22 protein-coding genes and 1 rRNA gene are annotated in these 23,069 nt (G+C 50.8%); all 23 read left to right on the top strand.

Features of this window, described 5'->3' with window-relative positions; genetic code table 11:
* Window positions 1-5 precede the first annotated feature (5 nt).
* Window positions 6-545 carry a hypoxanthine phosphoribosyltransferase gene (gene hpt / locus AC6ESO_RS28380; RefSeq protein WP_210664337.1) on the top strand — a complete coding sequence of 180 codons (540 nt, stop codon included), beginning with the start codon at window positions 6-8 and terminating at the stop codon, window positions 543-545.
* 105 nt (window positions 546-650) lie between these two features.
* On the top strand, window positions 651-2,672 hold the full coding sequence (gene ftsH, locus AC6ESO_RS28375; RefSeq protein ID WP_494822137.1) for an ATP-dependent zinc metalloprotease FtsH: 2,022 nt from the start codon (window positions 651-653) through the stop codon (window positions 2,670-2,672).
* Window positions 2,673-3,049: 377 nt separating this feature from the next.
* On the top strand, window positions 3,050-3,988 hold the full coding sequence (nadA, locus tag AC6ESO_RS28370) for a quinolinate synthase NadA (protein WP_091225489.1): 939 nt from the start codon (window positions 3,050-3,052) through the stop codon (window positions 3,986-3,988).
* 41 nt (window positions 3,989-4,029) lie between these two features.
* Window positions 4,030-5,646, top strand: a complete 1,617-nt coding sequence (nadB, locus tag AC6ESO_RS28365; RefSeq protein WP_497094329.1) for an L-aspartate oxidase — start codon at window positions 4,030-4,032, stop codon at window positions 5,644-5,646.
* A complete protein-coding gene (gene nadC, locus AC6ESO_RS28360; RefSeq protein ID WP_497094328.1) occupies window positions 5,639-6,538 on the top strand; it encodes a carboxylating nicotinate-nucleotide diphosphorylase in 900 nt (299 codons plus the stop codon). Before nadB ends, nadC begins: the two co-directional genes overlap by 8 nt.
* Entirely contained in the window at window positions 6,535-7,302 is a 768-nt protein-coding gene (locus AC6ESO_RS28355; RefSeq protein WP_090985852.1) for a type III pantothenate kinase, read from the top strand. Before nadC ends, AC6ESO_RS28355 begins: the two co-directional genes overlap by 4 nt.
* A gap of 16 nt (window positions 7,303-7,318) precedes the next feature.
* Window positions 7,319-8,221 (top strand): Hsp33 family molecular chaperone HslO, encoded by a 903-nt coding sequence (gene hslO, locus AC6ESO_RS28350; RefSeq protein ID WP_497094327.1) that lies wholly within the window; start codon window positions 7,319-7,321, stop codon window positions 8,219-8,221.
* Window positions 8,222-8,238: 17 nt separating this feature from the next.
* A complete protein-coding gene (locus AC6ESO_RS28345; protein WP_497094326.1) occupies window positions 8,239-9,207 on the top strand; it encodes a peptidylprolyl isomerase in 969 nt (322 codons plus the stop codon).
* 108 nt (window positions 9,208-9,315) lie between these two features.
* Complete coding sequence (cysK, locus tag AC6ESO_RS28340) at window positions 9,316-10,254, top strand: cysteine synthase A (protein ID WP_497094325.1); 939 nt, start codon at window positions 9,316-9,318, stop codon at window positions 10,252-10,254.
* A 122-nt stretch (window positions 10,255-10,376) separates the two neighbouring features.
* Window positions 10,377-11,702, top strand: a complete 1,326-nt coding sequence (locus AC6ESO_RS28335; protein ID WP_497094324.1) for a spore germination protein — start codon at window positions 10,377-10,379, stop codon at window positions 11,700-11,702.
* 7 nt (window positions 11,703-11,709) lie between these two features.
* On the top strand, window positions 11,710-12,822 hold the full coding sequence (locus AC6ESO_RS28330) for a GerAB/ArcD/ProY family transporter (protein WP_497094323.1): 1,113 nt from the start codon (window positions 11,710-11,712) through the stop codon (window positions 12,820-12,822).
* 5 nt (window positions 12,823-12,827) lie between these two features.
* Window positions 12,828-13,904 carry a Ger(x)C family spore germination protein gene (locus tag AC6ESO_RS28325; protein ID WP_497094322.1) on the top strand — a complete coding sequence of 359 codons (1,077 nt, stop codon included), beginning with the start codon at window positions 12,828-12,830 and terminating at the stop codon, window positions 13,902-13,904.
* 134 nt (window positions 13,905-14,038) lie between these two features.
* Window positions 14,039-15,604, top strand: a complete 1,566-nt coding sequence (locus AC6ESO_RS28320; protein ID WP_497094321.1) for an anthranilate synthase component I family protein — start codon at window positions 14,039-14,041, stop codon at window positions 15,602-15,604.
* 19 nt (window positions 15,605-15,623) lie between these two features.
* Window positions 15,624-16,205 (top strand): aminodeoxychorismate/anthranilate synthase component II, encoded by a 582-nt coding sequence (gene pabA / locus AC6ESO_RS28315; protein ID WP_475784590.1) that lies wholly within the window; start codon window positions 15,624-15,626, stop codon window positions 16,203-16,205.
* The gene (gene pabC / locus AC6ESO_RS28310; RefSeq protein ID WP_497094320.1) at window positions 16,202-17,080 is read left to right on the top strand and encodes an aminodeoxychorismate lyase; all 879 of its coding nucleotides are present in this window, start codon (window positions 16,202-16,204) and stop codon (window positions 17,078-17,080) included. Before pabA ends, pabC begins: the two co-directional genes overlap by 4 nt.
* Window positions 17,077-17,958, top strand: a complete 882-nt coding sequence (gene folP, locus AC6ESO_RS28305; protein ID WP_497094319.1) for a dihydropteroate synthase — start codon at window positions 17,077-17,079, stop codon at window positions 17,956-17,958. The genes pabC and folP overlap by 4 nt, the downstream gene beginning before the upstream one ends.
* 32 nt (window positions 17,959-17,990) lie before the next feature.
* Entirely contained in the window at window positions 17,991-18,383 is a 393-nt protein-coding gene (gene folB, locus AC6ESO_RS28300; protein ID WP_497094318.1) for a dihydroneopterin aldolase, read from the top strand.
* A complete protein-coding gene (folK, locus tag AC6ESO_RS28295) occupies window positions 18,355-18,936 on the top strand; it encodes a 2-amino-4-hydroxy-6-hydroxymethyldihydropteridine diphosphokinase (protein ID WP_497094317.1) in 582 nt (193 codons plus the stop codon). Before folB ends, folK begins: the two co-directional genes overlap by 29 nt.
* The gene (locus AC6ESO_RS28290) at window positions 18,888-19,097 is read left to right on the top strand and encodes a helix-turn-helix domain-containing protein (protein ID WP_475784586.1); all 210 of its coding nucleotides are present in this window, start codon (window positions 18,888-18,890) and stop codon (window positions 19,095-19,097) included. Before folK ends, AC6ESO_RS28290 begins: the two co-directional genes overlap by 49 nt.
* A 54-nt stretch (window positions 19,098-19,151) precedes the next feature.
* Window positions 19,152-20,189 carry a tRNA dihydrouridine synthase DusB gene (dusB, locus tag AC6ESO_RS28285; RefSeq protein ID WP_494822152.1) on the top strand — a complete coding sequence of 346 codons (1,038 nt, stop codon included), beginning with the start codon at window positions 19,152-19,154 and terminating at the stop codon, window positions 20,187-20,189.
* A 253-nt stretch (window positions 20,190-20,442) separates the two neighbouring features.
* Window positions 20,443-20,919: a transcription elongation factor GreA gene (greA, locus tag AC6ESO_RS28280; protein ID WP_210664318.1), complete on the top strand. Its 477-nt coding sequence runs from the start codon at window positions 20,443-20,445 to the stop codon at window positions 20,917-20,919.
* Window positions 20,920-21,057: 138 nt separating this feature from the next.
* Complete coding sequence (lysS, locus tag AC6ESO_RS28275; RefSeq protein ID WP_177246165.1) at window positions 21,058-22,566, top strand: lysine--tRNA ligase; 1,509 nt, start codon at window positions 21,058-21,060, stop codon at window positions 22,564-22,566.
* Window positions 22,567-22,883: 317 nt separating this feature from the next.
* Window positions 22,884-23,069 (top strand): 16S ribosomal RNA (locus AC6ESO_RS28270); the annotation flags it as partial.

Below are 23,069 nucleotides of genomic sequence, written 5' to 3'. Positions count from 1 at the left end.
CCGTGTTGCTGAACGACATTCAAGAAGTACTTTACGACGCAGACCAAATTCAGCAGAAAGTAAAAGAGCTGGGCGATACCATTAGCCGCGAATTCGAGGGGCGCAATCCACTCGTCATCTGCGTACTTAAAGGCGCTTTTATTTTTATGGCTGACTTGGTTAAGACCATCACGATCCCGGTTGAGCTTGATTTTATGGCGGTTTCCAGCTATGGACAATCGACCAAAACAAGCGGTGTAGTGAAAATTATCAAGGACCTTGACACGTCGGTGCAAGGCCGAGACGTACTCATTGTTGAAGATATTATCGACAGTGGGCTGACACTCAGCTATCTCATCGATGTGCTGGAGCGCCGCAACGCCAAGTCCATCACGCTTGTTACGCTGTTTGATAAGCCGACAGGCCGCAAGGTGGAGTTGGAAGCGGACTATAAAGGATTTGTACTGCCGGATGCATTTGTGGTCGGGTACGGGCTTGATTATGCGGAGAAGTACCGCAACTTGCCGATTATCGGCATTTTGAAGCCTGAGGTTTACGAGAAGTAAGGGTTTAGACAGTCCATGCATTCAGCCATGTATCGAAGGCTCCCGCACACGGGGGCTTATCGTGCAAGGTCATCTTATTTTTTGCGTCTTGAGAGGAGGTAGGGGATGAATCGGATCATCCGCAATACTGGCTTTTATTTGATTATTTTTTTGGTGACCGTCGGGATCTTCCAATTTATCAGCAGCCAAAATGACTCCACCACTGAAATCCGTTACGATCAATTTAGGCAGGAGCTGGGCAGTGACAACGTGAAGCAAGTTGAGCTTCAGTTCGACGGCTACTCTTACCTAATCACCGGTGAGTACAAGAACAAACCGGAAAGTTCGGATTCAGCCCAATTCTACACTCATGCCAGCGTTGAGGAATTTGTCGTTAAAGAAATTACCGACGCGCAGCTAAAAAACAAATTCGCAATGGAAGTAAAGCCGATGGAAGGACAGAGCATCTGGCTCACCTTCTTGACCTCCATCATTCCATTCGTGATCATCTTTATTTTGTTCTTCTTCCTGATCAATCAGGCGCAAGGCGGCGGCGGCAAAGTGATGAACTTTGGCAAGAGCCGTGCCAGATTGTACAACGAAGAGAAGAAACGCGTAACGTTCGAGGACGTGGCAGGGGCCGACGAGGAGAAGCAAGAGCTCGTCGAGGTAGTCGAGTTCTTGAAGGATCCGCGTAAATTCGCAGCCGTAGGCGCTCGTATTCCGAAAGGGGTACTGCTAGTGGGCCCTCCGGGTACTGGTAAAACGTTGCTTGCTCGTGCCGTTGCAGGCGAAGCAGGCGTACCGTTCTTCAGTATCTCCGGTTCGGACTTCGTAGAAATGTTCGTCGGTGTCGGTGCTTCCCGTGTTCGTGACTTGTTCGAGAACGCGAAGAAGAACGCGCCTTGTATCATCTTTATCGATGAAATCGATGCCGTTGGACGTCAGCGCGGCGCCGGTCTCGGCGGTGGACATGATGAGCGCGAACAAACGCTCAATCAGCTCCTCGTTGAAATGGACGGCTTCGGTGCTAACGAAGGTATCATTATCGTGGCGGCAACCAACCGTCCGGATATTCTCGACCCTGCCCTTCTTCGTCCAGGCCGTTTCGACCGTCAAATTACGGTTGACCGTCCGGATGTGAAAGGCCGCGAAGCTGTACTGAAAGTGCATGCACGCAATAAGCCGCTTAACAAAGACGTTAAACTCGATGTTATCGCGAAGCGGACAACAGGCTTTACCGGTGCGGATCTGGAGAACCTGCTTAACGAAGCAGCCCTTCTGGCCGCTCGCCGCAACAAGAAAGAAATCGCAATGAACGAAGTGGACGAAGCGATTGACCGTGTTATCGTCGGTACAGAGAAACGCAGCCGCGTGATCAGTGACCGCGAGAAACGGATCGTTGCGTATCATGAAGCGGGCCATACGATTGCCGGCTACTTCCTCGAGCATGCGGATCAGGTTCACAAAGTAACGATTATCCCGCGCGGACGCGCAGGCGGCTATGTCATCATGCTTCCTAAAGATGGCGACCGCATGCTGACGACGAAGCAGGAATTGCTCGATAAAGTAACAGGATTGCTCGCCGGCCGCGTAGCGGAAGAAATCTATATCGGCGAAATCGGCACTGGCGCTTACAGCGACTTCAAATCAGCGACGAGCATTGTTCGTGCGATGATTATGGAATACGGGATGAGCGACAAGCTTGGACCGATGCAGTTCGGCAGCAGCTCGCAAGGCCAAGTTTTCTTGGGCCGTGACATTGGACATGAGCAGAACTACTCCGATGCCATCGCTTATGAAATTGACCAAGAGATGCAGAGCTTCATTCAAGACTGCTATGCTCGTGCGAAACAGCTTCTTACGGAGAAGAGCAAAGAAATGCATCTTATTGCACAAACGCTCCTTACCGAAGAAACGTTGGAGATTGAGCAAATCAAACGTCTGATCGAGGGCGGAGCTACAGAAGGCGGCGCGAGCGAAGGCGGTTCAAACATCGTTTCCGCTGAGCCTAAAGCAGAGCCGATTATCGATACGATTGGCGGCGTGAAGGTTCGTATTGGTTCGAAGGAGCCAGGCGAATTGACACCTCCAATTGACCCGGACAACAGAGAAAACGATGACGATGACGGTACACCGAAGTCCTAAAGAATAGAAGTTGATAGTCCTCAAAGGCTGTCCGATCGCAGGCGACTGCGCGGGCAGCCTTTTTTGCGGGCAGACGCTTTAACGCTATAGTGGGAGGACGAGTAAGCTTGTGGGCTTAGTAACTTCCTTACATGAGGAAACCTTCCTTAGATCGGCTAAAACGGCCTCTTTTGTCTGTTGACAGCGTACACTACCTTGTGTAAATTTAAGGTTAATCCCTTGTAAAGGCTCTTGCGAATCAAGCGGCTTGCGACATGGGCATGATAAGGATTATGAATCACACAGCGGAATAACAGCATTTTCGATAAATAAGGGTGAACGAATAGCCAAGTTTGTGCATCAGTTCACAAAGTTAGTGAAAAGAGGGGAATTTAGCTATGGAAGCATTGGCTCTCGAAAGGAAAGCGGAACAAAACCGCGAATTGCGGGAACGATTGTTGCAATTGAAGAAGGAACGTAACGCCATTATACTTGCGCATTATTATCAGCGTGATGAAATTCAAGAGGTGGCGGATTTCCGCGGAGACTCCTTCCTGCTTGCGCAGAAGGCAGCGGAAACGGATGCAGATGTAATCGTGTTCTGCGGTGTTCATTTTATGGGCGAAAGCGCTAAAATTCTGGCACCGAACAAAACGGTTATCATCCCCGACGAGCGTGCCGGCTGTCCGATGGCCGACATGGTCAACGTCGACGGCTTGCGGAAGCTGAAAGCCCAGCATCCGAATGCGAAAGTAGTCACTTACATTAACTCCTCCGCCGAAATCAAAGCGGAAACCGATATTTGCTGTACGTCCGCTAATGCCGTGCGTGTCGTGAATTCGGTCGATTCCGACGAAATTATTTGGGTACCGGATAAGAATCTGGGTCATTACGTGCAGCAAAAGACTGACAAAAAAATGATTATCTGGGAAGGCTACTGCAACACGCATGACATGCTGACCGTCAAAGATGTAGAAGAAATGAAAGCGAAATATCCGAATGCACAGTTCGTCGTTCACCCGGAATGCCGTCCTGAAGTGGTAGCACTAGGCGATTTCGTCGGAAGTACAACGGCTATTATAAAATATTGTAAAGAATCGGATTGCCAAGAGTTTATCGTCGGCACAGAAGATGGCACAGGGTATCAGCTACGTCTGGACAGCCCGAACAAGACCTTCCACTTTGCAACGAAGTACTTGGTTTGTCCGAACATGAAAGTAAACAACTTGAAGAAGCTTGTTAAATGTCTGGAAACGATGCAGCCGCAAATTTACGTTCCGGAGCAGGTTGCCAATCAAGCCCGTCTATCCCTGGAGCGCATGTTACAAGTGAAGTAGCATGCGCTACTCTCTTTCCATGAGAAAGGAAAGTTGCACTTATGATCCCACGTTATCTCGTAGATGTTGAACTCGAAGGGCTTCCAGTCATTCATAAAGATGTCATTGTTATCGGGGCCGGCATTGCCGGTCTTTTTACCGCGATTAAAGCCAGTGAAACGAATGATGTGCTCATGATTACGAAGAAGTCGCTTATGGACAGCAATACGCGTTACGCCCAAGGCGGCATTGCGGCTGTTATTTCCGAGGACGACTCCCCGGCTTATCATCGTCAGGATACGCTTATTGCCGGCGCCGGGCTTTGTTCGCATGAAGCCGTCGATGTCCTCGTGCATGAAGGGACAAAGGGCGTAGAAGACCTGGTCCGCATGGGTACGCAGTTTGACCAAGAGAACGGCGAGTTTGCACTCACCAAGGAGGGTGCGCACAGTCAGCGTCGTATTTTGCATGCAAACGGAGATGCGACCGGTTTCGAAATCGTACGCGCATTGTCGGAGAAAGCGATTGCGAATCCGCGAATAGAGGTTTGGGATGATCATTTCGTCATCGATCTGATTACAGATGACGGTGTTTGCGTGGGTGCGCTGGTGCAGAAGCCGGATGGACAGCGATTGTTCGTGCGCGGCAAAGCAACGATTCTTTGCTCCGGCGGAGCAGGGCAGCTGTACCGCTACACGACGAATCCTGAAGTGGCTACCGGAGACGGAATCGCAATGGCCTACCGTGCAGGGGCTTACATACAAGATGTGGAGTTTATTCAATTTCATCCAACCTCGCTTTGTTACCCGGGCGCGCCTCGTTTCCTGATCTCGGAAGCGGTGCGTGGCGAAGGTGCGGTGCTCCGCAATATTCGTGGGGAGAGGTTTATGCACAAATACCACGAGCAGCTTGAGCTCGCTCCGCGCGATGTCGTTGCGCGGGCGATTGTGAGCGAGATGGAAGCGACCAAATCGACTTTTGTTTATATTGATGTGACCCATGAATCCGCCGATATGGTGAGACATCGGTTTCCGAACATTTATGAGTTCTGCTTGAATTTCGGACTCGATTTGACGACGGATTGGATTCCCGTTGCTCCTGCGGCGCATTATATGATGGGCGGAGTTAAAACCGACTTGCACGGCGAAACCAACTTGCGGCGGTTATTTGCTTGCGGCGAATGCTCATCGACCGGCGTGCATGGCGCGAATCGGTTAGCCAGCAACTCGTTATCCGAGGCTATTGTATTCGGACGTCGGATTGTGGAACGCATCAATGCGCTGCCTCCGCTTGAAGGCCATACAGAAGTTCACATGGATTCGCTGAAGCGGAGCGAAGCGCCGATTCAAGCGGTGGTCGAGAAACGGCTTAAACTGCAGAAAACGATGGTGCGTTATGTCGGGCTGAATCGTGATGCTAACGGGCTGAACAAAGGGCTTGAAGAGCTGAAACGGCTGCGTTCGATTTTTCAATCCGTCATTACGAAACGAGAAGAATATGAATTTGCGAATCTGCTGACCTGCGCGATGCTCACGGCAGAGTCTGCCCTGGCACGGGAAGAAAGCCGCGGCGCGCATAGTCGGGAAGATTTTCCGGAGCGAAATGATCTGCTCTGGCGCAAGCATACCGTCCTCCATCGGGAGTTCGGGATAACAGAGGAGCGGATTGAAGATGTATGAAGCACAATTTGCAGCGGCGTTCGGGAACAGTGCGGCTGATACGCTGCGGGCTCAAATAAAGGCGTGGCTTGCTGAAGATATTGGATCAGGCGATATAACAAGCTGGGCAACGATTCCTGCGGGAACGCGCTCGAAGGCCGTCATTCATGTGAAAGAGGATGGAATACTGGCAGGAGTGCCGATCGCCGGGCTTGTTTTCGAGGTGGTCGACCCATCGCTGAAATTCCGTCCACTCGCTGCGGATGGAGATGCCGTGACTAAGGGCACTGTATTGGCTGAAGTAGAAGGCAGTACCCACAGTATTCTGACTGGTGAGCGCCTGGCACTGAATCTCATGCAGCGGCTGTCCGGCATTGCAACCAAAACCCGTGCATTTGTCCAAGCCATCGAAGGGCTTCCTACACGTCTGGTCGATACGCGCAAAACAACACCGGGTCACCGGATGCTTGAGAAGTACGCGGTTCGAGTAGGCGGCGGATTTAACCATCGTTTCGGGTTATACGACGCCGTTATGATCAAAGATAATCACATCAAAGGCTCCGGCGGAATAACGGGTGCTGTTCAGGCCGCCCGCCATGTGATTCCTCATACGATGAAAATCGAAGTTGAGACGGAATCACTCGCTCAAGTGGAGGAAGCACTCGCATGCGGCAGCGATATCATTATGCTCGACAACATGCCGAATGACCTTATGTGTGAAGCCGTGGCGCGGATCAAAGCAAGCTCGCCTCATGTCATTGTTGAAGCATCCGGCGGTGTGAATTTGACGACCATTCGTAGTATCGCGGAAACCGGGGTCGATGTCATTTCCGTGGGCGGGCTGACGTATTCATTCCAATCGCTCGACATTAGTTTGGATTTGAATGGGAAGAAAGGAGGCCCAGCAGCATGATCGTCGTTGTGGACGTAGGCAATACGAACATCGTGCTGGGTATCTACCAAGCCCGCAAGCTGCTGTACCATTGGCGCCTGAGCACCAATCGTTCGGCAACTGTGGATGAGTATGGAATCATGATTCACAATTTGTTTCAAATCGCAGGCGTAAAGCTGGACCAGATCGAGGGCGTTATTATTTCCTCTGTTGTGCCGCCGCTTATGCGTACGCTGGAGCAGCTTTGCCAGAAATACATGCGCCAATCTCCGCTGATTGTTGGGCCAGGCATCAAGACCGGACTAAACATTCGTTATGAGAATCCGCGTGAGGTCGGCGCGGACCGCATCGTTAACTCCATTGCAGGTATCGAGAAATATGGCGCGCCGCTGATCGTTGTCGATTTCGGCACCGCTACGACTTTTGATTATATTGACGCGGGCAACAACTATTTGGGCGGAGCGATCGTACCGGGTATCGGCATTTCAACCGAAGCGCTGTACCAGCGTGCCGCTAAGCTGCCCCGTATTGAACTGGTGAAACCGAAGAGTGTGATCGGACGCAACCCGGTTACGTCGATGCAAGCAGGTATTATTTTCGGCTATGCCGGCCAGGTGGACGGAATCGTGAATCGGATTCGCAAAGAATTCAGCGTAACGCCGCGTGTTATTGCAACTGGCGGGCTGGCGGACTTAATTGCAGCCGAATCGGAAACCATTGAAGAAGTGGACCCATTGCTGACCCTTGAAGGTTTACGCATTATTTACGAACGAAACCAAGAATAAACGAGGTATCCTAGACATGAGTGAAGAACATAAAGATTATTTAGTACGCGGTACCGCATGGAACGGACAGCTTCGCGTATTTGCCGTGAAGACAACCGGGCTGGTAGAAGAGCTGCGTAAGCGGCATAATACAATGCCGACCGCAACGGCAGCGCTTGGACGCACGGCTACGGCAGGTGCCATGATGGGTGCGATGCTCAAAGGCAATGAGAAGCTGACGATTCAAGTCAAAGGTGACGGACCTGTCGGCCAAATCGTCGTCGATGCCAATGCCAATGGTGAAGTTCGCGGCTATGTAGATAACCCGGATGTGCAGCTGCCAAGTAACGCGCTTGGAAAGCTGGATGTGGCCGGTGCAGTAGGACGTACGGGTTACATCCACATTATTAAAGATCTGGGGCTGAAGGAACCGTACCGCGGAAGCATTCCGATCGTATCAGGTGAGCTCGCGGAGGACTTCACGTACTATTTCGCTACTTCTGAGCAAACACCGTCTGTTGTTGGCCTTAGTGTCCTTGTCGATGAATATGGCACGGTTATGAACGCCGGAGGTTTCATTGTACAAGTGCTCCCGGGTATCACCGAAGAGAACATTACGAAGCTTGAACAGGCTATTGCTGCACTGCCGCCGATTTCCTCGCTGTTTGAACAAGGAGAAACGCCGGAAAGTCTACTGCGCTGGGTCGTGGGTGACGAAATCCAGCTGATGGACAATGTTGACGTCGTCTTTCAATGCCAATGCTCCATGGAACGTGTAGAACGTACGCTCATCAGTATGGGTGAGCATGAGTTGAAACAGTTAATTGATGAAGACGGACAAGCTGAAGTCGTGTGCCATTTCTGCAACGAGATCTACACATTTGACCGCCAGCAGCTTGAGATGCTGCTCGATCAGGCTAAGCCGAAACCGATTCAATAATCGGAGGCCAAGCGATAATGAAGAACGACCGGGTGCTGAGGAGCATTGTGCTGATTCAGGCGATCTGTATGATTATTTTAGCTCTCGTAGTGGTGTTCCGGGTGCTGCTCCCGCCCAAGGCAGATCCTCAAGCGGCGGTCGATAATTCACAAGACCAAGAAGGCCCCGCACCTGCGGAGGAGCCGCTTGCTGCCACGGTTGGCCATGAGCAGATTACCGCGAAGCAGCTCAGTGATGAGCTGCAACTGCAGTACGGTGATCAGCTGCTGCGCACCCTTATGGTGCGCGCCGCTACCCGGCAGGAAGCGGAGGCTTACAATCTGAGCATCTCGGACACGGAAATGAACGATGAGCTTGAAGCTATGATGACGGGTTATGAGAGCAAGGAACTGTATTACGCATCGATGAAAGAGCAGCTTGGCTTGACGCCTGAGGGAATTCGGGAAGATACGGAGTATCGGCTGCTGCTTGAGAAAATCGCTCTTCGTTCCGTAGAAGTAACCGAATCGGAGATTGATGCCTACATAGCAGACAACAAGGAGCAGTTCGCCCCCCGGAAGCAGCTGCATCTGGCATGGATTGTGCTGGCAACGGAGAAGGAAGCGGATGAGCTGCTGCAGCAGCTTGAGTCCGGAGAGGATTTTGCCCTGATGGCAAAGACCTATTCACTGGATACCGATACGGCGGACAGCGGCGGGGATTTAGGATTTATTGAAGCCGATGATCCGTTTACGGATGATGCCATTCTGGAAGCAGCCAACCAGCTGTCGGTTGGTGAGGTGACCGGACCGATCGAAGTAGAGCAGGGGCAAGCCGTCATTCAGTTGCTCGAAACGCATACGGAAGAAGTGCTCAGCGAGAGCCGTATACGCGAACAAGTGAAGAGAGAGCTAGCATTATCCAAGCTGAACGGGCTGCGGGAAGTTGAAAATTCACTGCTGCAGAAATATAACGCGGAAGTGCTGCCTAAACCGTCCAAAGGGTAGAGCTATAGGCCTTTTGTTCGAAAACTGACTATTGACAACTACTGGGTTTCATTGATAATATGTAAGTAAAACCAACTGATTTAGTCGGAATAAGGAGGAGCACTATTCATGGCTAGAATTGTACAAAGCGTGACTGAACTTATTGGGGATACACCGCTTGTCCGCTTGAACCGTTTGGTACCGGAGGACAGCGCGGAAATTTACGTGAAGCTCGAATACCAGAACCCGGGCGCAAGCGTTAAGGATCGTATTGCAATCAGCATGATCGAAGTGGCTGAACAGCAAGGTATTCTTAAACCGGGTGATACAATTGTAGAACCAACAAGCGGTAACACGGGAATCGGCCTGGCAATGGTAGCTGCCGCTAAAGGCTATAAAGCTATTCTTGTTATGCCTGAAACAATGAGCGTTGAACGTCGCAACCTGCTTCGCGCTTACGGTGCCGAGCTTGTGCTTACACCGGGATCGGAAGGCATGAACGGAGCAGTTCGCCGTGCAGAAGAGCTTCAAGCCGAGAATCCTTCTTACTTCATTCCGCAACAATTTAAGAACCAAGCGAACGTGAAAGTACACCGTGAAACAACAGGTCCTGAGATCGTTGAAGCGATCAACTCGCTTGACGGCAAACTGGATGCATTCGTTGCGGGTATCGGTACTGGCGGTACAATTTCCGGTGCAGGCGAAGTCCTGAAGAAGAACTTCCCGGGCATCAAAGTAGTTGCTGTTGAGCCTGCTGCTTCCCCGCTGCTCTCCGGCGGTAACCCTGGCGGCCACAAAATTCAAGGGATTGGCGCTAACTTCATCCCTGAAATTCTGAACCGTGAGATTTACGACCAAGTCATCACGATTGAGAATGACGAGGCTTTCGAAACAGCTCGCCGCGCAGCGAAAGAAGAAGGCATTCTTTGCGGTATTTCCTCCGGTGCAGCGATCTTCGCAGCGCTGAAGGTTGCTAAAGAACTCGGTAAAGGCAAACGTGTCGTTGCCATTGTTCCATCTAACGGCGAACGTTACCTGTCCACACCGCTGTTCAACTTCGAGAACTAATCGTAAGCGTTATGCTTGCGCACAGAGGGTCCCCTTTCCAGGGGATCCTTTTTTATTTAATAAAACACCCCATACAAGGAAAAGATAAACAAATCCTTGGCAGAAAATGAGGTGTTGCAGCAGTGCCGACCCCTAAGACCGACGATTGGAATACCTATCATCTCGCACTCCAAGAGCGTACTTACCGAATCGAGTGGCTTTCATCCATGGCGGACCAGCAAATCATGCGGGAACGCTTCTTACCCATGCTCCAACTCCATAAGCCCCATTCCAGCGAAGAGATGCAACTGATTCTGCCAATAGAAAATATCGAGATTAAGACGCGGGCCGATATGCATCATTATTTGCTGCAAGGGTATATCAGCGTAACCATCGAAACGGCCGGTGTCGCTCATCCGGATGTTCTCTATCTCCCTTGTAAGAAAAGCAATTATCGGGGTATAGAGGTACCGGTGGAGGAGTTTGCGGAATCCGGGCCAATGGAGGCTTTTACAGAATCGCTTGAAGTGAATTTGAATTTGATTCGCAGACGTCTGGTGTCCGAGCAGCTTCATGTTCGCAATCTCATTCTCGGTTTCGGCAAGCTGCCCGTCTCCATTCTCTATATGGCCGATAATGTCATGGAAGCGGATCGTTTAACCTACCAAGTAGAACAAGCCTCGATCGATCATCCAAAGGCACTGCTCGATATATCTAGCTTTGCCATGCTGCTTCCGAACGGCACGCGCACCTTCTTCCCGCCGTATGATTTTGCAGAGCTGCCTTTGCGTACGGCGCATGCGTTGGAGTCTGGAAAGGTCATTATGCTCATGGAAGGCTCGCGTAAAGCCTTGATTGCGCCAACCTCGTTCGAGGATTCGTTTACGACCGCTTCCGATTTGTTTTCACCCCGCTATTACGTAATGCTCCTTCGGATTCTCCGAGTGGCATGCTTTATTCTGGCTTTGATGCTGACGCCGCTTTATGTAGCGGTATCCACCTACAACTTTCAGATGTTTCCGAGTAAGATCATTGAAACCTTGTTGGTTTCGCGTTACCGTGTGCCGTTCTCCCCATTCGTAGAAGCGTTATTTATGGAGATCCTTGTCCTCGTTCAACTGGAAGCCGTTACGCGTCTTCCAAACAAGCTATCGCAAAGCGCGGGGATTGTAGCAGGGATTGTACTTGGAACAGCAGCTGTGGAAGCGGGCATTGTGAGCAATGTCATGCTTGTCCTGGTGTCCATTTCATCCTTGTTGACACTGGCATCGGCATCCGTTCAGCTGCGCGGCATGTTGTTTTTTCTTAAAGTACCGTCCTTGATGCTGGCGGTTATGCTGGGACTTCCAGGCATCTGCATGTTCTGGTTTCTGCTGCTGTCCCGGCTATTCGCCGTTCGTTCGTTGGACAAGCCGTTGGCGCTTTTCGGTATTCATCCGTTATCCCGTTATTTAAAGGGGAAGGGGTGAACCAAGAATGGGACAGGACCGCATAACGGCATGGCAGTTCTTTTATATGGCTTGTGGGCTTCAGGGAGCCGCAAATTATTATATCGCAACCTGCAAAATCTCCGGTTTTGTAGGTACTTCGGGCTTTATGTATATGCTTGCGATCGCCATCGCCATCGGCATTTTTTGTATGCCTTTAGGACAGGCGCTGACCGGGAGCGATAACAAAGATTTCGTTGCGAGCCATCTAGCCGCGTTTGGCAAACCGACTGGCATTGCGCTGCTGATTCTGTTTTTTGCGGCTTTGCTTCTGGTGGGAGGCATCATGCTTAATCAAATGGTTCTCCTTCTTGACCACTATCAGACGCCTAACTTCCAGTCCTACTGGGTGATCGTGCTCTTCATGATCTGTGCGGTTGTGGCGGCTAAAGGCGGTATCCGCGTCTTCGCGGGGCTCTTCTTCGTCGCTCTTTGTGCGCGCGTGCTGGAATATGTGCTGATCATCCTGGGGTCGCTTCCTTATTTTGAAACGCGATCTATTTTACCTCTTTGGAGCGGACAGCCGCAGCGGCTGGGAGGGGCAGCGGGAAGCGGAACCGCTTTGTTTAGCGGGATTGAGTTGCTCGTGTTTCTCAAGCTCTATACAACTGGTCTGAAGGCTTCCTCAATACGTTACGCTTTATGGGCGGCAATTGGCGTGCATAGTGCGTTTACGCTCCTGGCATTGTGGTTGTTGCTTGGTGTGTTTGGCATTGAAATTGTGTCTGCGAACATCGTAACGACCGTTGATCTGTACAAAATCATGTCCTTTCCGTTCTTCGAGAGCATCGATCAAGCGGGAGTGAGCTTTCAGCTGTTTCGTCTGCTTCCTATTCTGTCTTTGCTGCTCTGGATCGTTTCATCTTTGCTGCGGAAGACGGTCCTATGCAAATGGCCGGAAATGGTTCATCTGTGCTTAGGTGCACTGTTTTTTCTGGCAACGGCGATGACCCTCTGGCTTTTGAGGTATACGCAGCTATTAGAAAATTGGCAGCCGCTCTTGACGGTGTTTATGGTAGTCGTCTATATCCCTCTATATGGGCTGCTCAGCCGTAAAAACAAAGGTTCCGGAAAAGCGATTTCGGTCAAAGAAGGGAGCTAGTGACCATGCCGCGTAAAGGACTGATCGGTATGACGCTCTTGATGATTCTGCTGCTTCCCGGGTGCCAAGGCGAGTTGCTGGAGAAATTAAACATTGTTTACGCGATTGCTTATGAGGCGAATGAGGAGGAAAAGGATCAAATCGCTGCCACTTATTTGATACCGCTCTATAAGAAAGAAGAGGTGGAAAGCCGGGTTGTTCGCACGCAAGGAAGTTCTACCATTGAGACACGCAATCTGGCCGCCCTCAAGACCGGAGGCAAGTTTGTTGATGAGAAGACACAGGTACTCCTTATTGATCAAGGACTGGCGAAGCAAGGCGTTTTCGGACGTTTATTAACCTATTATGCAAGCAGGTTGAATTTGCCCGGGAATTTATCGCTGACTGTGACGGAGACTTCGCCTTCAAGTCTTCTCAATATGCCTATGAAGGATGTTGACCCAGGAACCAGCATAAACAATCTCCTGGCTAAGAATGAGAACCAAGGCGTCATTCCGTCTACCAATTTGTTGACCTTCGTCCGGCAGCATGCAAGCAAAGGTCAAGATCCGTATCTGCCACTTATACGCAAGGATGAAAGCTCGCATGCTCAGCTGGTCGGGATTGCCTTGTTTAAAGACGACCGGTTCGTCTTATCCTTGAAAGGCTATCGTAACATGCTCCTGTTCTCCTTGCTGCAGCAGTCGGTAGTCAATGGCTACTATGACGACGATGAACAAGACAAGTCGCTTCGCATGCAAATCGAGCATTCCGGCGTTAAATATGTTTGGGCGGCATCCAGCCAGTTAATGAAGATACGAATCAAGATCCACGCGAATCTGATTCCCAATAACACAAGCCCGCTTGAAAAGCCTTCACCGAGTGAAATTGAACAATTGAAAAGGAAAGCCGAATTGGCTATCGAGAATCAGATAAGCAAGCTGATTGGGCAATTTCAGCGAAGCGATATCGATCCGATCGGCCTAGGGGAAGTAGCAAGATCTCAGGATCGGCATTGGAAAGCTGAAGCATGGTATGCAATGTATCCGCAGCTGAAGGTTCAGACAACAGTGAAGGTGAATTTCGATTCGGAACGCAGATAGCTCGGAACAAGGCAAATGGATAACGAACCGTCTTTTCTTTTTCCCACAATTTCGGTATACTAGCTTGCAAACAAAGAGAGCGTGCCAATGCTGACATGGCTCTTTCGAACGGATAGGAAGTGAGGGGCTGCGATATGGAACGTACAGCCTTTAAGGATTGGTTGAACTGGCGCGAAGAAGGTTATACTTCGCTGCCATTGCTTACGAAACGCCCGCTGAGCAGCGGGGAAGGGCGACCGGCTTCTTGGGAGGCTGCGTGGAAGACGGCATCGCCGCACGCCTTCGTGCTAGAGAGCGGCAAGGATGGCCGTTATACGTACCTTGGCCTTAACCCTGCGTCTGTCATCCGAGGTAAAGGAATGGAAGCAGAGGCGATCGATCATGCTGATGGTCGTGTCACAGCCTATCAGGAGAAGCCGCTCGAAGCGGTGCGCAGCTGGATGGGCGGCCGTAAGGCACCTCGGGTTCCGGGAGCGCCTAAGTGGACGGGCGGCTGTGCAGGGTTCTGGAGCTATGATGTGATTCGCTCGATCGAGCGTCTTCCCGTACAGGCTGCAGATGATCTCGATTTGCCTGATTATTTGTTTATGCGGATGGACGAGCTGTGGATCGTGGATCATCAAGAGGAGCAGCTTTACTGCGCCGTACATACCGCTCTTACGGGGCAGGAATCCATGCAGCAGCTCGAAGCCTTGTATGGAGCAGCCTCCAATCGTGTAGCCCATATGGCCGAACAATGGTCTGATTTTGCCCGGGGAGAAGCAGCTGCAGCGGCAGAAGCGCTTCGAAGCGCACGCACTCGCTTTATGGAGGACGGTTCCCTTCAAATTGACTTGGATTCGGTCGAGGGGATTACGTCTCCATTTGCCAAGGAAGCCTTCAAAGCGGCAGTGGAGCGGATTCGGAGCTATATCGCGGCAGGTGATGTGTTCCAGGTGAATCTCTCCCAGCGTCAAAGCCGTTCGATTCAGTCGAGCCCGGAAGAGCTCTACGAATGGCTGAGACTGTTCAACCCTTCGCCTTATATGGGATTCCTGAATTGTCCGGACTTCCAACTCGTCTCAGCTTCACCGGAGCTGCTGGTCGAACTCTCGGATGGCAAGCTGGCTACGCGCCCCATTGCGGGGACACGCCGGCGCGGACGTACAGAAGAGGAAGACCGCCTAATGGCGGAAGAACTTCGAAGCAACGAAAAAGAACGGGCGGAGCATATCATGCTCGTCGATCTGGAGCGCAATGATCTCGGTCGCATATCGGCCTATGGCTCCGTTCATGTAGCGGAGCTCATGGTAATCGAATATTACAGCCATGTCATGCATTTGGTCTCCCAAGTTGAAGGCCGGATTGCCCCGGGCAAGGATGCTTATGATGTCATTGGAGCGACATTCCCGGGCGGCACCATTACAGGTGCACCTAAGATCCGTACGATGGAAATCATCGAAGAGCTGGAGCCTACACGGCGCGGGCCCTACACGGGATCGCTCGGATGGATTGACTACAACGGAGATATGGAATTTAATATTATTATAAGAACGATGTCGGTGAAGGATGAAGTCGTCCACATTCAAGCCGGAGCCGGAATCGTCATCGATTCCGATCCGGAACGTGAATACCGCGAATCACTGAGCAAGGCCAAGGCACTGTGGAAGGCGATCGAGTACAGCGAGCAATGGGCAGAAGCAAGCCGCGCGCGGCTGTAATCCAAAGGGGGAAACGCAAATGATATTGGTCATCGATAACTACGACTCATTTACGTACAATTTGGTTCAGTATTTGGGAGAGCTGGGCGAGGAGATTGTCGTGAAACGCAATGATGAGATCGGGCTGGAGGACATTGCGGCCCTTGCACCGGATCATATTCTGATTTCGCCGGGACCATGCAGTCCGAACGAAGCGGGTATCAGCCTTGCTCTCATTGAACGTTTCAAAGGCATCATTCCGATATTCGGCGTATGTCTTGGCCATCAAGCGATCGGACAAGCTTTCGGAGGCGATGTTGTTCGTGCAGAGAAGCTGATGCACGGCAAAACCTCGCAGATTCATCATGACGGCCGCACGATATTCGAAGGCATTCCTTCCCCGTATACGGCAACGCGTTATCATTCCTTGATCGTGAAGAAAGAAACACTTCCGGATTGTCTGGAAATCAGCGCGGAAACAGAAGAAGGCGAGATCATGGGATTGCGTCACAAGGAGTATCTCATTGAAGGCGTTCAATTCCATCCGGAGTCGATCATCACCGAGAACGGACTGAAGCTGCTTCGTAATTTCCTGAACATGCGGGCAGGCGCGGTACGATGAAGATTGGATGGAATGGCAGCATCAAGCTACAGGAAGAGGCCGTGATCTCGGTATACGATCACGGTTTTTTGTATGGAATGGGTCTTTTCGAGACTTTTCGCACGTATGAAGGCGGTAAGCCGTATTTGCTGGATCGACACTTGGAGCGATTGTCGGCCGGATGCGAGTCACTTGGCATCAGGTGCAAGCTGGATCCGGATGAACTCCGAAGCTGGCTTCGCGACCTGATGGCGGCTAATGAGCTAGATGAGGCGTATGTTCGGCTGACAGTTACCGCAGGCGAAGGCGTGCTCGGTCTTCCGGCGGGCGATTATGATGAGCCGAATGTGCTGCTGCTCGTCAAAGCATTGCCTGCCCCTAACGAAGCGCTCTATCGGGATGGCCGCGAGCTTGCAATGCTGCGGACCCGGAGGAATACGCCGGAAGGCGAAGTGCGTTTGAAATCGCTGCATTATATGAATAATATTATTGCAAAGCGGGAACTGGCGGCGACTGCCGGTGCTGCGCCGGGAGCAGAAGGGCTGATGCTGACGCGGGAAGGCTGGCTGTCCGAAGGCATCGTCAGTAATTTGTTCTTTGCCCGAGCAGGCAAGGTATTCACGCCTGCCATTGAGACAGGTATTCTCCCGGGGATTACGCGCCAACGCGTAATGGAGCTGGCTCGGGAAGCTGGAGTAGCTGTCGAAGAAGGATTTTACACCTGGACGGAGTTGCTTGAAGCGGAGGAGGTATGGGTAACCAACTCGATTCAAGAGCTTGTACCTGTATCTGTCTTAAGGGATGAAGAAGGGTGCCGCACAGAGGTCGGAAACGGCGGAATCGGCTCGATTACACATAAGCTGCTGGCTGCCTATCGGGAGGATACCAAATCATGAAAGCATGCATAACAGAAGATAAAGTGAAACAATGGCCTTTTGAGCGAAGCTATGTACTTCCCGGTGATGTGCAACTTAAACTTGGAACACGTACGCTCATCATGGGCATTTTGAATATGACGCCGGACTCCTTCTCTGATGGTGGACGTTACAACGAAGTGGAAGCCGCCGTTCGCCATGCCAAGCAAATGGTCGCTGACGGAGCGGATATCATCGATATAGGCGGGGAATCGACGCGCCCGGGCTTCGAGCCTGTTCCGCTAGAGGAAGAGCTGAAGCGGGTCATCCCCGTTATCCGAGCGATTCGAGCTGCACTGCCTGGCATTCCGCTTTCTATTGATACTTATAAAGCGGAGACAGCGGATCAGGCATTGCAAGCAGGTGCCCACATCATCAACGACATATGGGGACTTAAAGGTGACGCACGGATGGCCGAAGTTGCAGCAGCGCGACGCTGTCCCGTCATCATTAGTCATAATCGGCAAGCAAGAGACTATTCCGATTTGGTCGTTGACGTCGTAGCTGATTTGCGCGAAAGTATCACAATAGCTCTGAATGCAGGCGTATCGAAAGATGCGATATGGCTCGACCCGGGGATTGGTTTTGCTAAGACCTATGAGGATAATCTCGCGCTTATGGGCAAGCTTGATCAATTGGTGGCTGAAGGTTACCCCGTGCTGCTTGGCACCTCTCGTAAGAAGTTTATCCGCGAAGCGCTTCAGTTGAATTCGAATGAGATTACGTTTGGAACAGCGGCTACGACAGCTTGCGGCATTATGCAGGGCTGTCAGATTGTCCGTGTACATGATATTCGCGAGAATAAGCAGACCGCCTTAATGAGCGATGCCATTGTATATCTAGGCGCGAAGTCGATATAGGAAGAAATTTGTCGAAGAATGGGGAATGAAATATGGACAAAATGACGCTGAAAGGCATGCGGTTCTTCGGTTACCACGGCGTATTTCCGGAGGAAAACAGACTCGGCCAGCAATTTTATGTGGATCTGTCGCTTCAGATGGACTTATCGGAGGCTGCCCGAACCGATAACCTTGAACATACGATTAACTATGCCGAAATTCATGCTCGCGTGAAGACTATTGTAGAAGGACCGCCGTTTAAACTAATTGAAGCGCTGGCCGGTCACGTTGCATCGGCCGTCCTCGACGCTTATACTAGTGTAAATGAAGTGACGGTGTCCGTAACGAAGCCGAACCCGCCATTTGAAATCTTTTTCGACGGCGTGACGGTGGAACTTTGCAGAAAGCGGGATGACTATGGAACCCAACAGCCCGCAAGGCCATAATGATCTGAATCTCACCGCACAAGCCGATGGGGCAGATGCTTATATTGCACTTGGCGCTAACGTCGGAGATCGACAGAAGCAGCTTCAGGACGCACTTCATTTGCTGGACAGCCACCCTGCCATAACGGTTGTTCGCGCATCGGCACTTTATGAAACCGATCCGGTCGGGTATACCGATCAGCCGGCTTTTCTCAATATGGCTGCCGCATTGCGAACCTCGCTTGCACCCTATGATCTTTTGCATGCCATGCTTGCGATGGAACTGCAGCTTGGGAGAAAGCGTGATATCCGCTGGGGGCCGCGGACCATCGATTTGGATTTACTTTTATATGAAGGTGTTACGCTTGCGGATGAGGAGCTTACACTGCCGCACCCACGTATGATGGAGCGTGCGTTTGTATTAGTCCCTCTCAGTGATGTACTTCATGAGGAGCATTCGCTGCAGAAGCAAGTGAAAGCAATCGCAAAGCAAGCGTTACAAGACAGAGGGGAAGGAATCGCGCTATGGAATACGATCAATTGGCCGGGCGCGTCCGCGCATTCCGAAAGCTAAAGGGCTATACGCAGCAGGAGCTGGCTGCCAAGCTTAGTGTTTCTGTTGCTGTTTTGGGATCGCTTGAGCGGGGAACGCGCAAACCGGATCCTAAGCTGCTGGAGCGAATTTCGGATACACTCGGTATCAGCTACAGCGAACTGACTGCCGACTTTAAATGAGCAATACCGCTGGTTTGATTATTGTTTTTAACTCGGAAGGGAGTCTGGGCGTCCATGCTTAAAATCGGAAACATCGAGATGAAGAATCAAGTCGTGCTGGCACCGATGGCAGGTGTGTGCAACCCGGCTTTTCGACTGATAGCCAAAGAATTCGGCACGGGTCTGGTTTGCGCCGAAATGGTTAGCGACAAGGCCATCCTGCACGGCAACAAGCGCACTCTGGAAATGCTGTATGTAGATGAACGCGAGAAGCCGCTTAGCCTGCAAATTTTCGGTGGCGACCGCGAGTCGTTAGTGGAGGCAGCCAAAGTCGTCGACAAACAAACGAACGCGGATATTATCGACATTAATATGGGTTGCCCTGTGCCTAAAGTCACAAAATGCGACGCAGGGGCCAGATGGCTGCTCGACCCTAACAAAATCTATGAAATGGTGTCGGCTGTTGTCGACGCTGTCGATAAACCGGTCACGGTAAAAATGCGGATCGGCTGGGATAGCGAGCATGTGTTTGCCGTTGAGAATGCGCAAGCAGTCGAGCGTGCGGGCGGCAAAGCAGTCAGCGTTCACGGCCGTACAAGGGAGCAATTGTATACCGGTAAGGCCAATTGGGATATTATAAAGGATGTTAAGCAATCCGTATCCATTCCCGTTATTGGGAATGGCGATGTGTTCTCACCGGAGGACGCACGCAGATTGCTTGATCACACCGGCTGTGACGGTGTCATGATCGGCCGCGGAGCACTCGGTAATCCGTGGATGCTGTATCGGACGATCCAATATCTCCAGACGGGAGAACTGCTCCCGGATCCAACGCCGCGCGAGAAGCTGGACGTCGCTATTTTGCATATGGATCGTCTTGTTAAGCTGAAAGGCGAATCGACAGCCGTTCGCGAGATGCGCAAGCATTTGGCATGGTATCTCAAAGGGATTCCTGGGGCGGCACGTGTCAAAGACGTCATCATGGAAGAAACGACGCGTGACAACATGGTGCAAATTTTAGGCCAGTATGTCGAGTCATTGGGCGAGCTGAGTGAAGAGCCGACAGCATCGATCACACCTTCCACTTCGGCGGAAGAAGCCGTATATCACTAATCCCAGCGCAAAGGAGCTCGTAAGCGAGCGCCTTTGCGTTTCGTGGAGTTAAGCGATTACATTTGCTGGTTGGCTTTCGTTGACATATAGGGGAAGTTGAAATATAATCTTCCAATAACAAACCGTCCGCCTGGTTTATGACTGGTAATTCTCATTCCTGCGCGGTGTCATCAAGGGCATGATGCGTAATATATTAAGTAACAGTGATTCATACACGGTATGAAAAAATGCCACACGACAGGAGAATTGTAACATGAGTGATAAAGAGATTATCCTTACACAAGACGGGCTTAAGAAGTTGGAAGATGAATTGGAAAACTTGAAGTCCGTCAAACGTCGTGAAGTTGCTGAACGGATCAAAGTGGCTATCGGCTATGGCGATATCAGTGAAAACTCGGAGTATGAGGACGCTAAGAATGAACAGGCGTTTATCGAAGGACGGGTTATCACACTTGAGAAAATGCTTCGTAACGCCCGTATTATCAATAACGATGAAATCAATATCGACACCGTGAGCATTGGCTCCATTGTAACGGTTGAAGATTTGGAATTCGGTGATACGATGGAATATGCGATCGTCGGTACCGCAGAGTCCGATCCGCTTAAGAATAAAATTTCTAATGAAAGCCCGGTTGGTAAAGCTATTCTTGGCAAGAACAAAGGCACGATCGTAGAAGTAAGCGTACCAGCCGGCATCATTCAATATAAAATCGTTGATATTAAAAAATAAACCAGGCATGCCTTTTGAGAAAGCTTCCTTGAGGAAGCTTTTTTCATCATTGTGGAGCAGGAATCTGCTCTCATAGGTTAGGCATATAGGGCAGCGGCTGTACCGTCCTGCCTTTCTGGTACAACAAGGAGATGAATCGTGGTGGAGCAAGGAACGCAAGAACAAGAATTAAGCGAGCTTCTGCAAATTCGCAGAGACAAGCTGGACGAGCTCCGCGGTTTGGGCATTGACCCTTTCGGCGGCAAGTTTGAACGGACTCATCATGCTAAGAACATCGTAGATACGTATGAAGAGGTAAGCAAGGAAGATCTCGAAGCGCAGGCTGTTGAGGTTACAGTTGCAGGCCGAATCATGCAGAAACGCGGAATGGGTAAAGCCAGCTTTGCTCATATTCAAGATTTAAGCGGCAAAATCCAAATTTACGCGCGTAAAGATACCGTTGAGGAAGCGCAGTATCAAGCGTTCGATCTTCTGGATCTTGGCGACATTATTGGCGTTCGCGGTGTTGTCTTCAAAACAAACACGGGCGAAACCTCTATTAAAGCGAAAGAAATCACGGTGCTGTCCAAATCGCTGCTGCCGCTTCCGGAGAAATATCACGGCCTCAAAGACGTTGAGCTTCGTTACCGCCAGCGTTATGTAGATCTGATCGTAAACCCGGAAGTACAGCAAACGTTTATCTTGCGCTCCCGTATTATTCAATCCATGCGTCGTTACCTGGATGCGCAGGGCTACCTGGAAGTGGAAACACCAACACTGCATTCCATTGCTGGCGGGGCTGCGGCTCGTCCGTTCATTACCCACCACAATGCGCTCGACATGCAGCTTTACATGCGTATCGCAATTGAGCTTCATTTGAAGCGTCTAATTGTCGGCGGCATGGAGAAAGTGTACGAAATCGGCCGCGTTTATCGGAACGAAGGCATTTCGACACGTCATAACCCTGAATTCACAATGATCGAGCTGTATGAGGCATATGCCGATTATAAGGATATTATGGCTCTAACCGAGGCGGTTATTGCACATATCGCGCAAGAAGTGCTTGGTACTACGAAAATCATGTATCAAGGGACTGAAGTGGATCTGACGCCGGCATGGCGTCGTGTGTCGATGGTTGATCTGGTCAAAGAAGTGACAGGTGTCGACTTCGGCCAGCAAATGACAGACGAAGAAGCGCATGCACACGCAAAAACTCATAATGTGAAGGTTGAGCCGCATATGACGTTCGGTCATATCCTTAACGCTTTCTTCGAGGAGTTCTGTGAGCATACGTTGATTCAGCCTACATTCGTAACCGGCCACCCGGTTGCCATCTCTCCGCTTGCGAAGAAGAACGATCTCGATCCACGTTTCACGGATCGTTTCGAGCTGTTTATCGTGGCGCGTGAGCATGCAAATGCCTTTACCGAGCTGAATGATCCGATTGACCAGCGTCAGCGTTTCGAGTCGCAGCTTCTTGAGAAAGAGCAAGGCAATGACGAAGCGCATGAAATGGATGAGGATTTCATCCGTGCGCTGGAATACGGTATGCCGCCTACAGGCGGACTTGGTATCGGAATTGACCGCCTCGTTATGTTGCTGACAGATGCACCTTCTATTAGAGACGTACTTTTGTTCCCGCTTATGCGTGAGCGTGCAGGCGAATAATCCATTCCTATAGAACCGCCAAGGGAGTTAGCCGCCTTGGCGGTTTTCTTATGAGGATATTCGAGGGAGACAGGTTTCTAAATAGAAATTGAAAAAAGTTTAAAAAAAGGGTTGCAATGTGGTTGTGGGCTATGATATATTAATCAAGTCGCCGCTGAGACATGGGCGAATGAGTGAGAAAAACATGAAGTATTTGTTCTTTGAAAACTGAACAATGAGCGACCAGTCAAATGGTCATAAATCGCGAAATTAACGTTTCGCAAGCTAGTTTTTTGAATGAGCTAACAAGCAAATTCATAAACGGTCTTCGGACCACTTTTATGGAGAGTTTGATCCTGGCTCAGGACGAACGCTGGCGGCGTGCCTAATACATGCAAGTCGAGCGGATCTTGCCTTCGGGTAAGGTTAGCGGCGGACGGGTGAGTAACACGTAGGCAACCTGCCTGTAAGACCGGGATAACATTCGGAAACGGATGCTAATACCGGATATGCAATTTAGCTGC

The sequence above is a fragment of the Paenibacillus rhizoryzae genome, assembly GCF_059686995.1.
The sequence above is the reverse complement of the archived record's forward strand: the minus strand, read 5'-3'. Positions and strand labels throughout refer to the sequence as shown.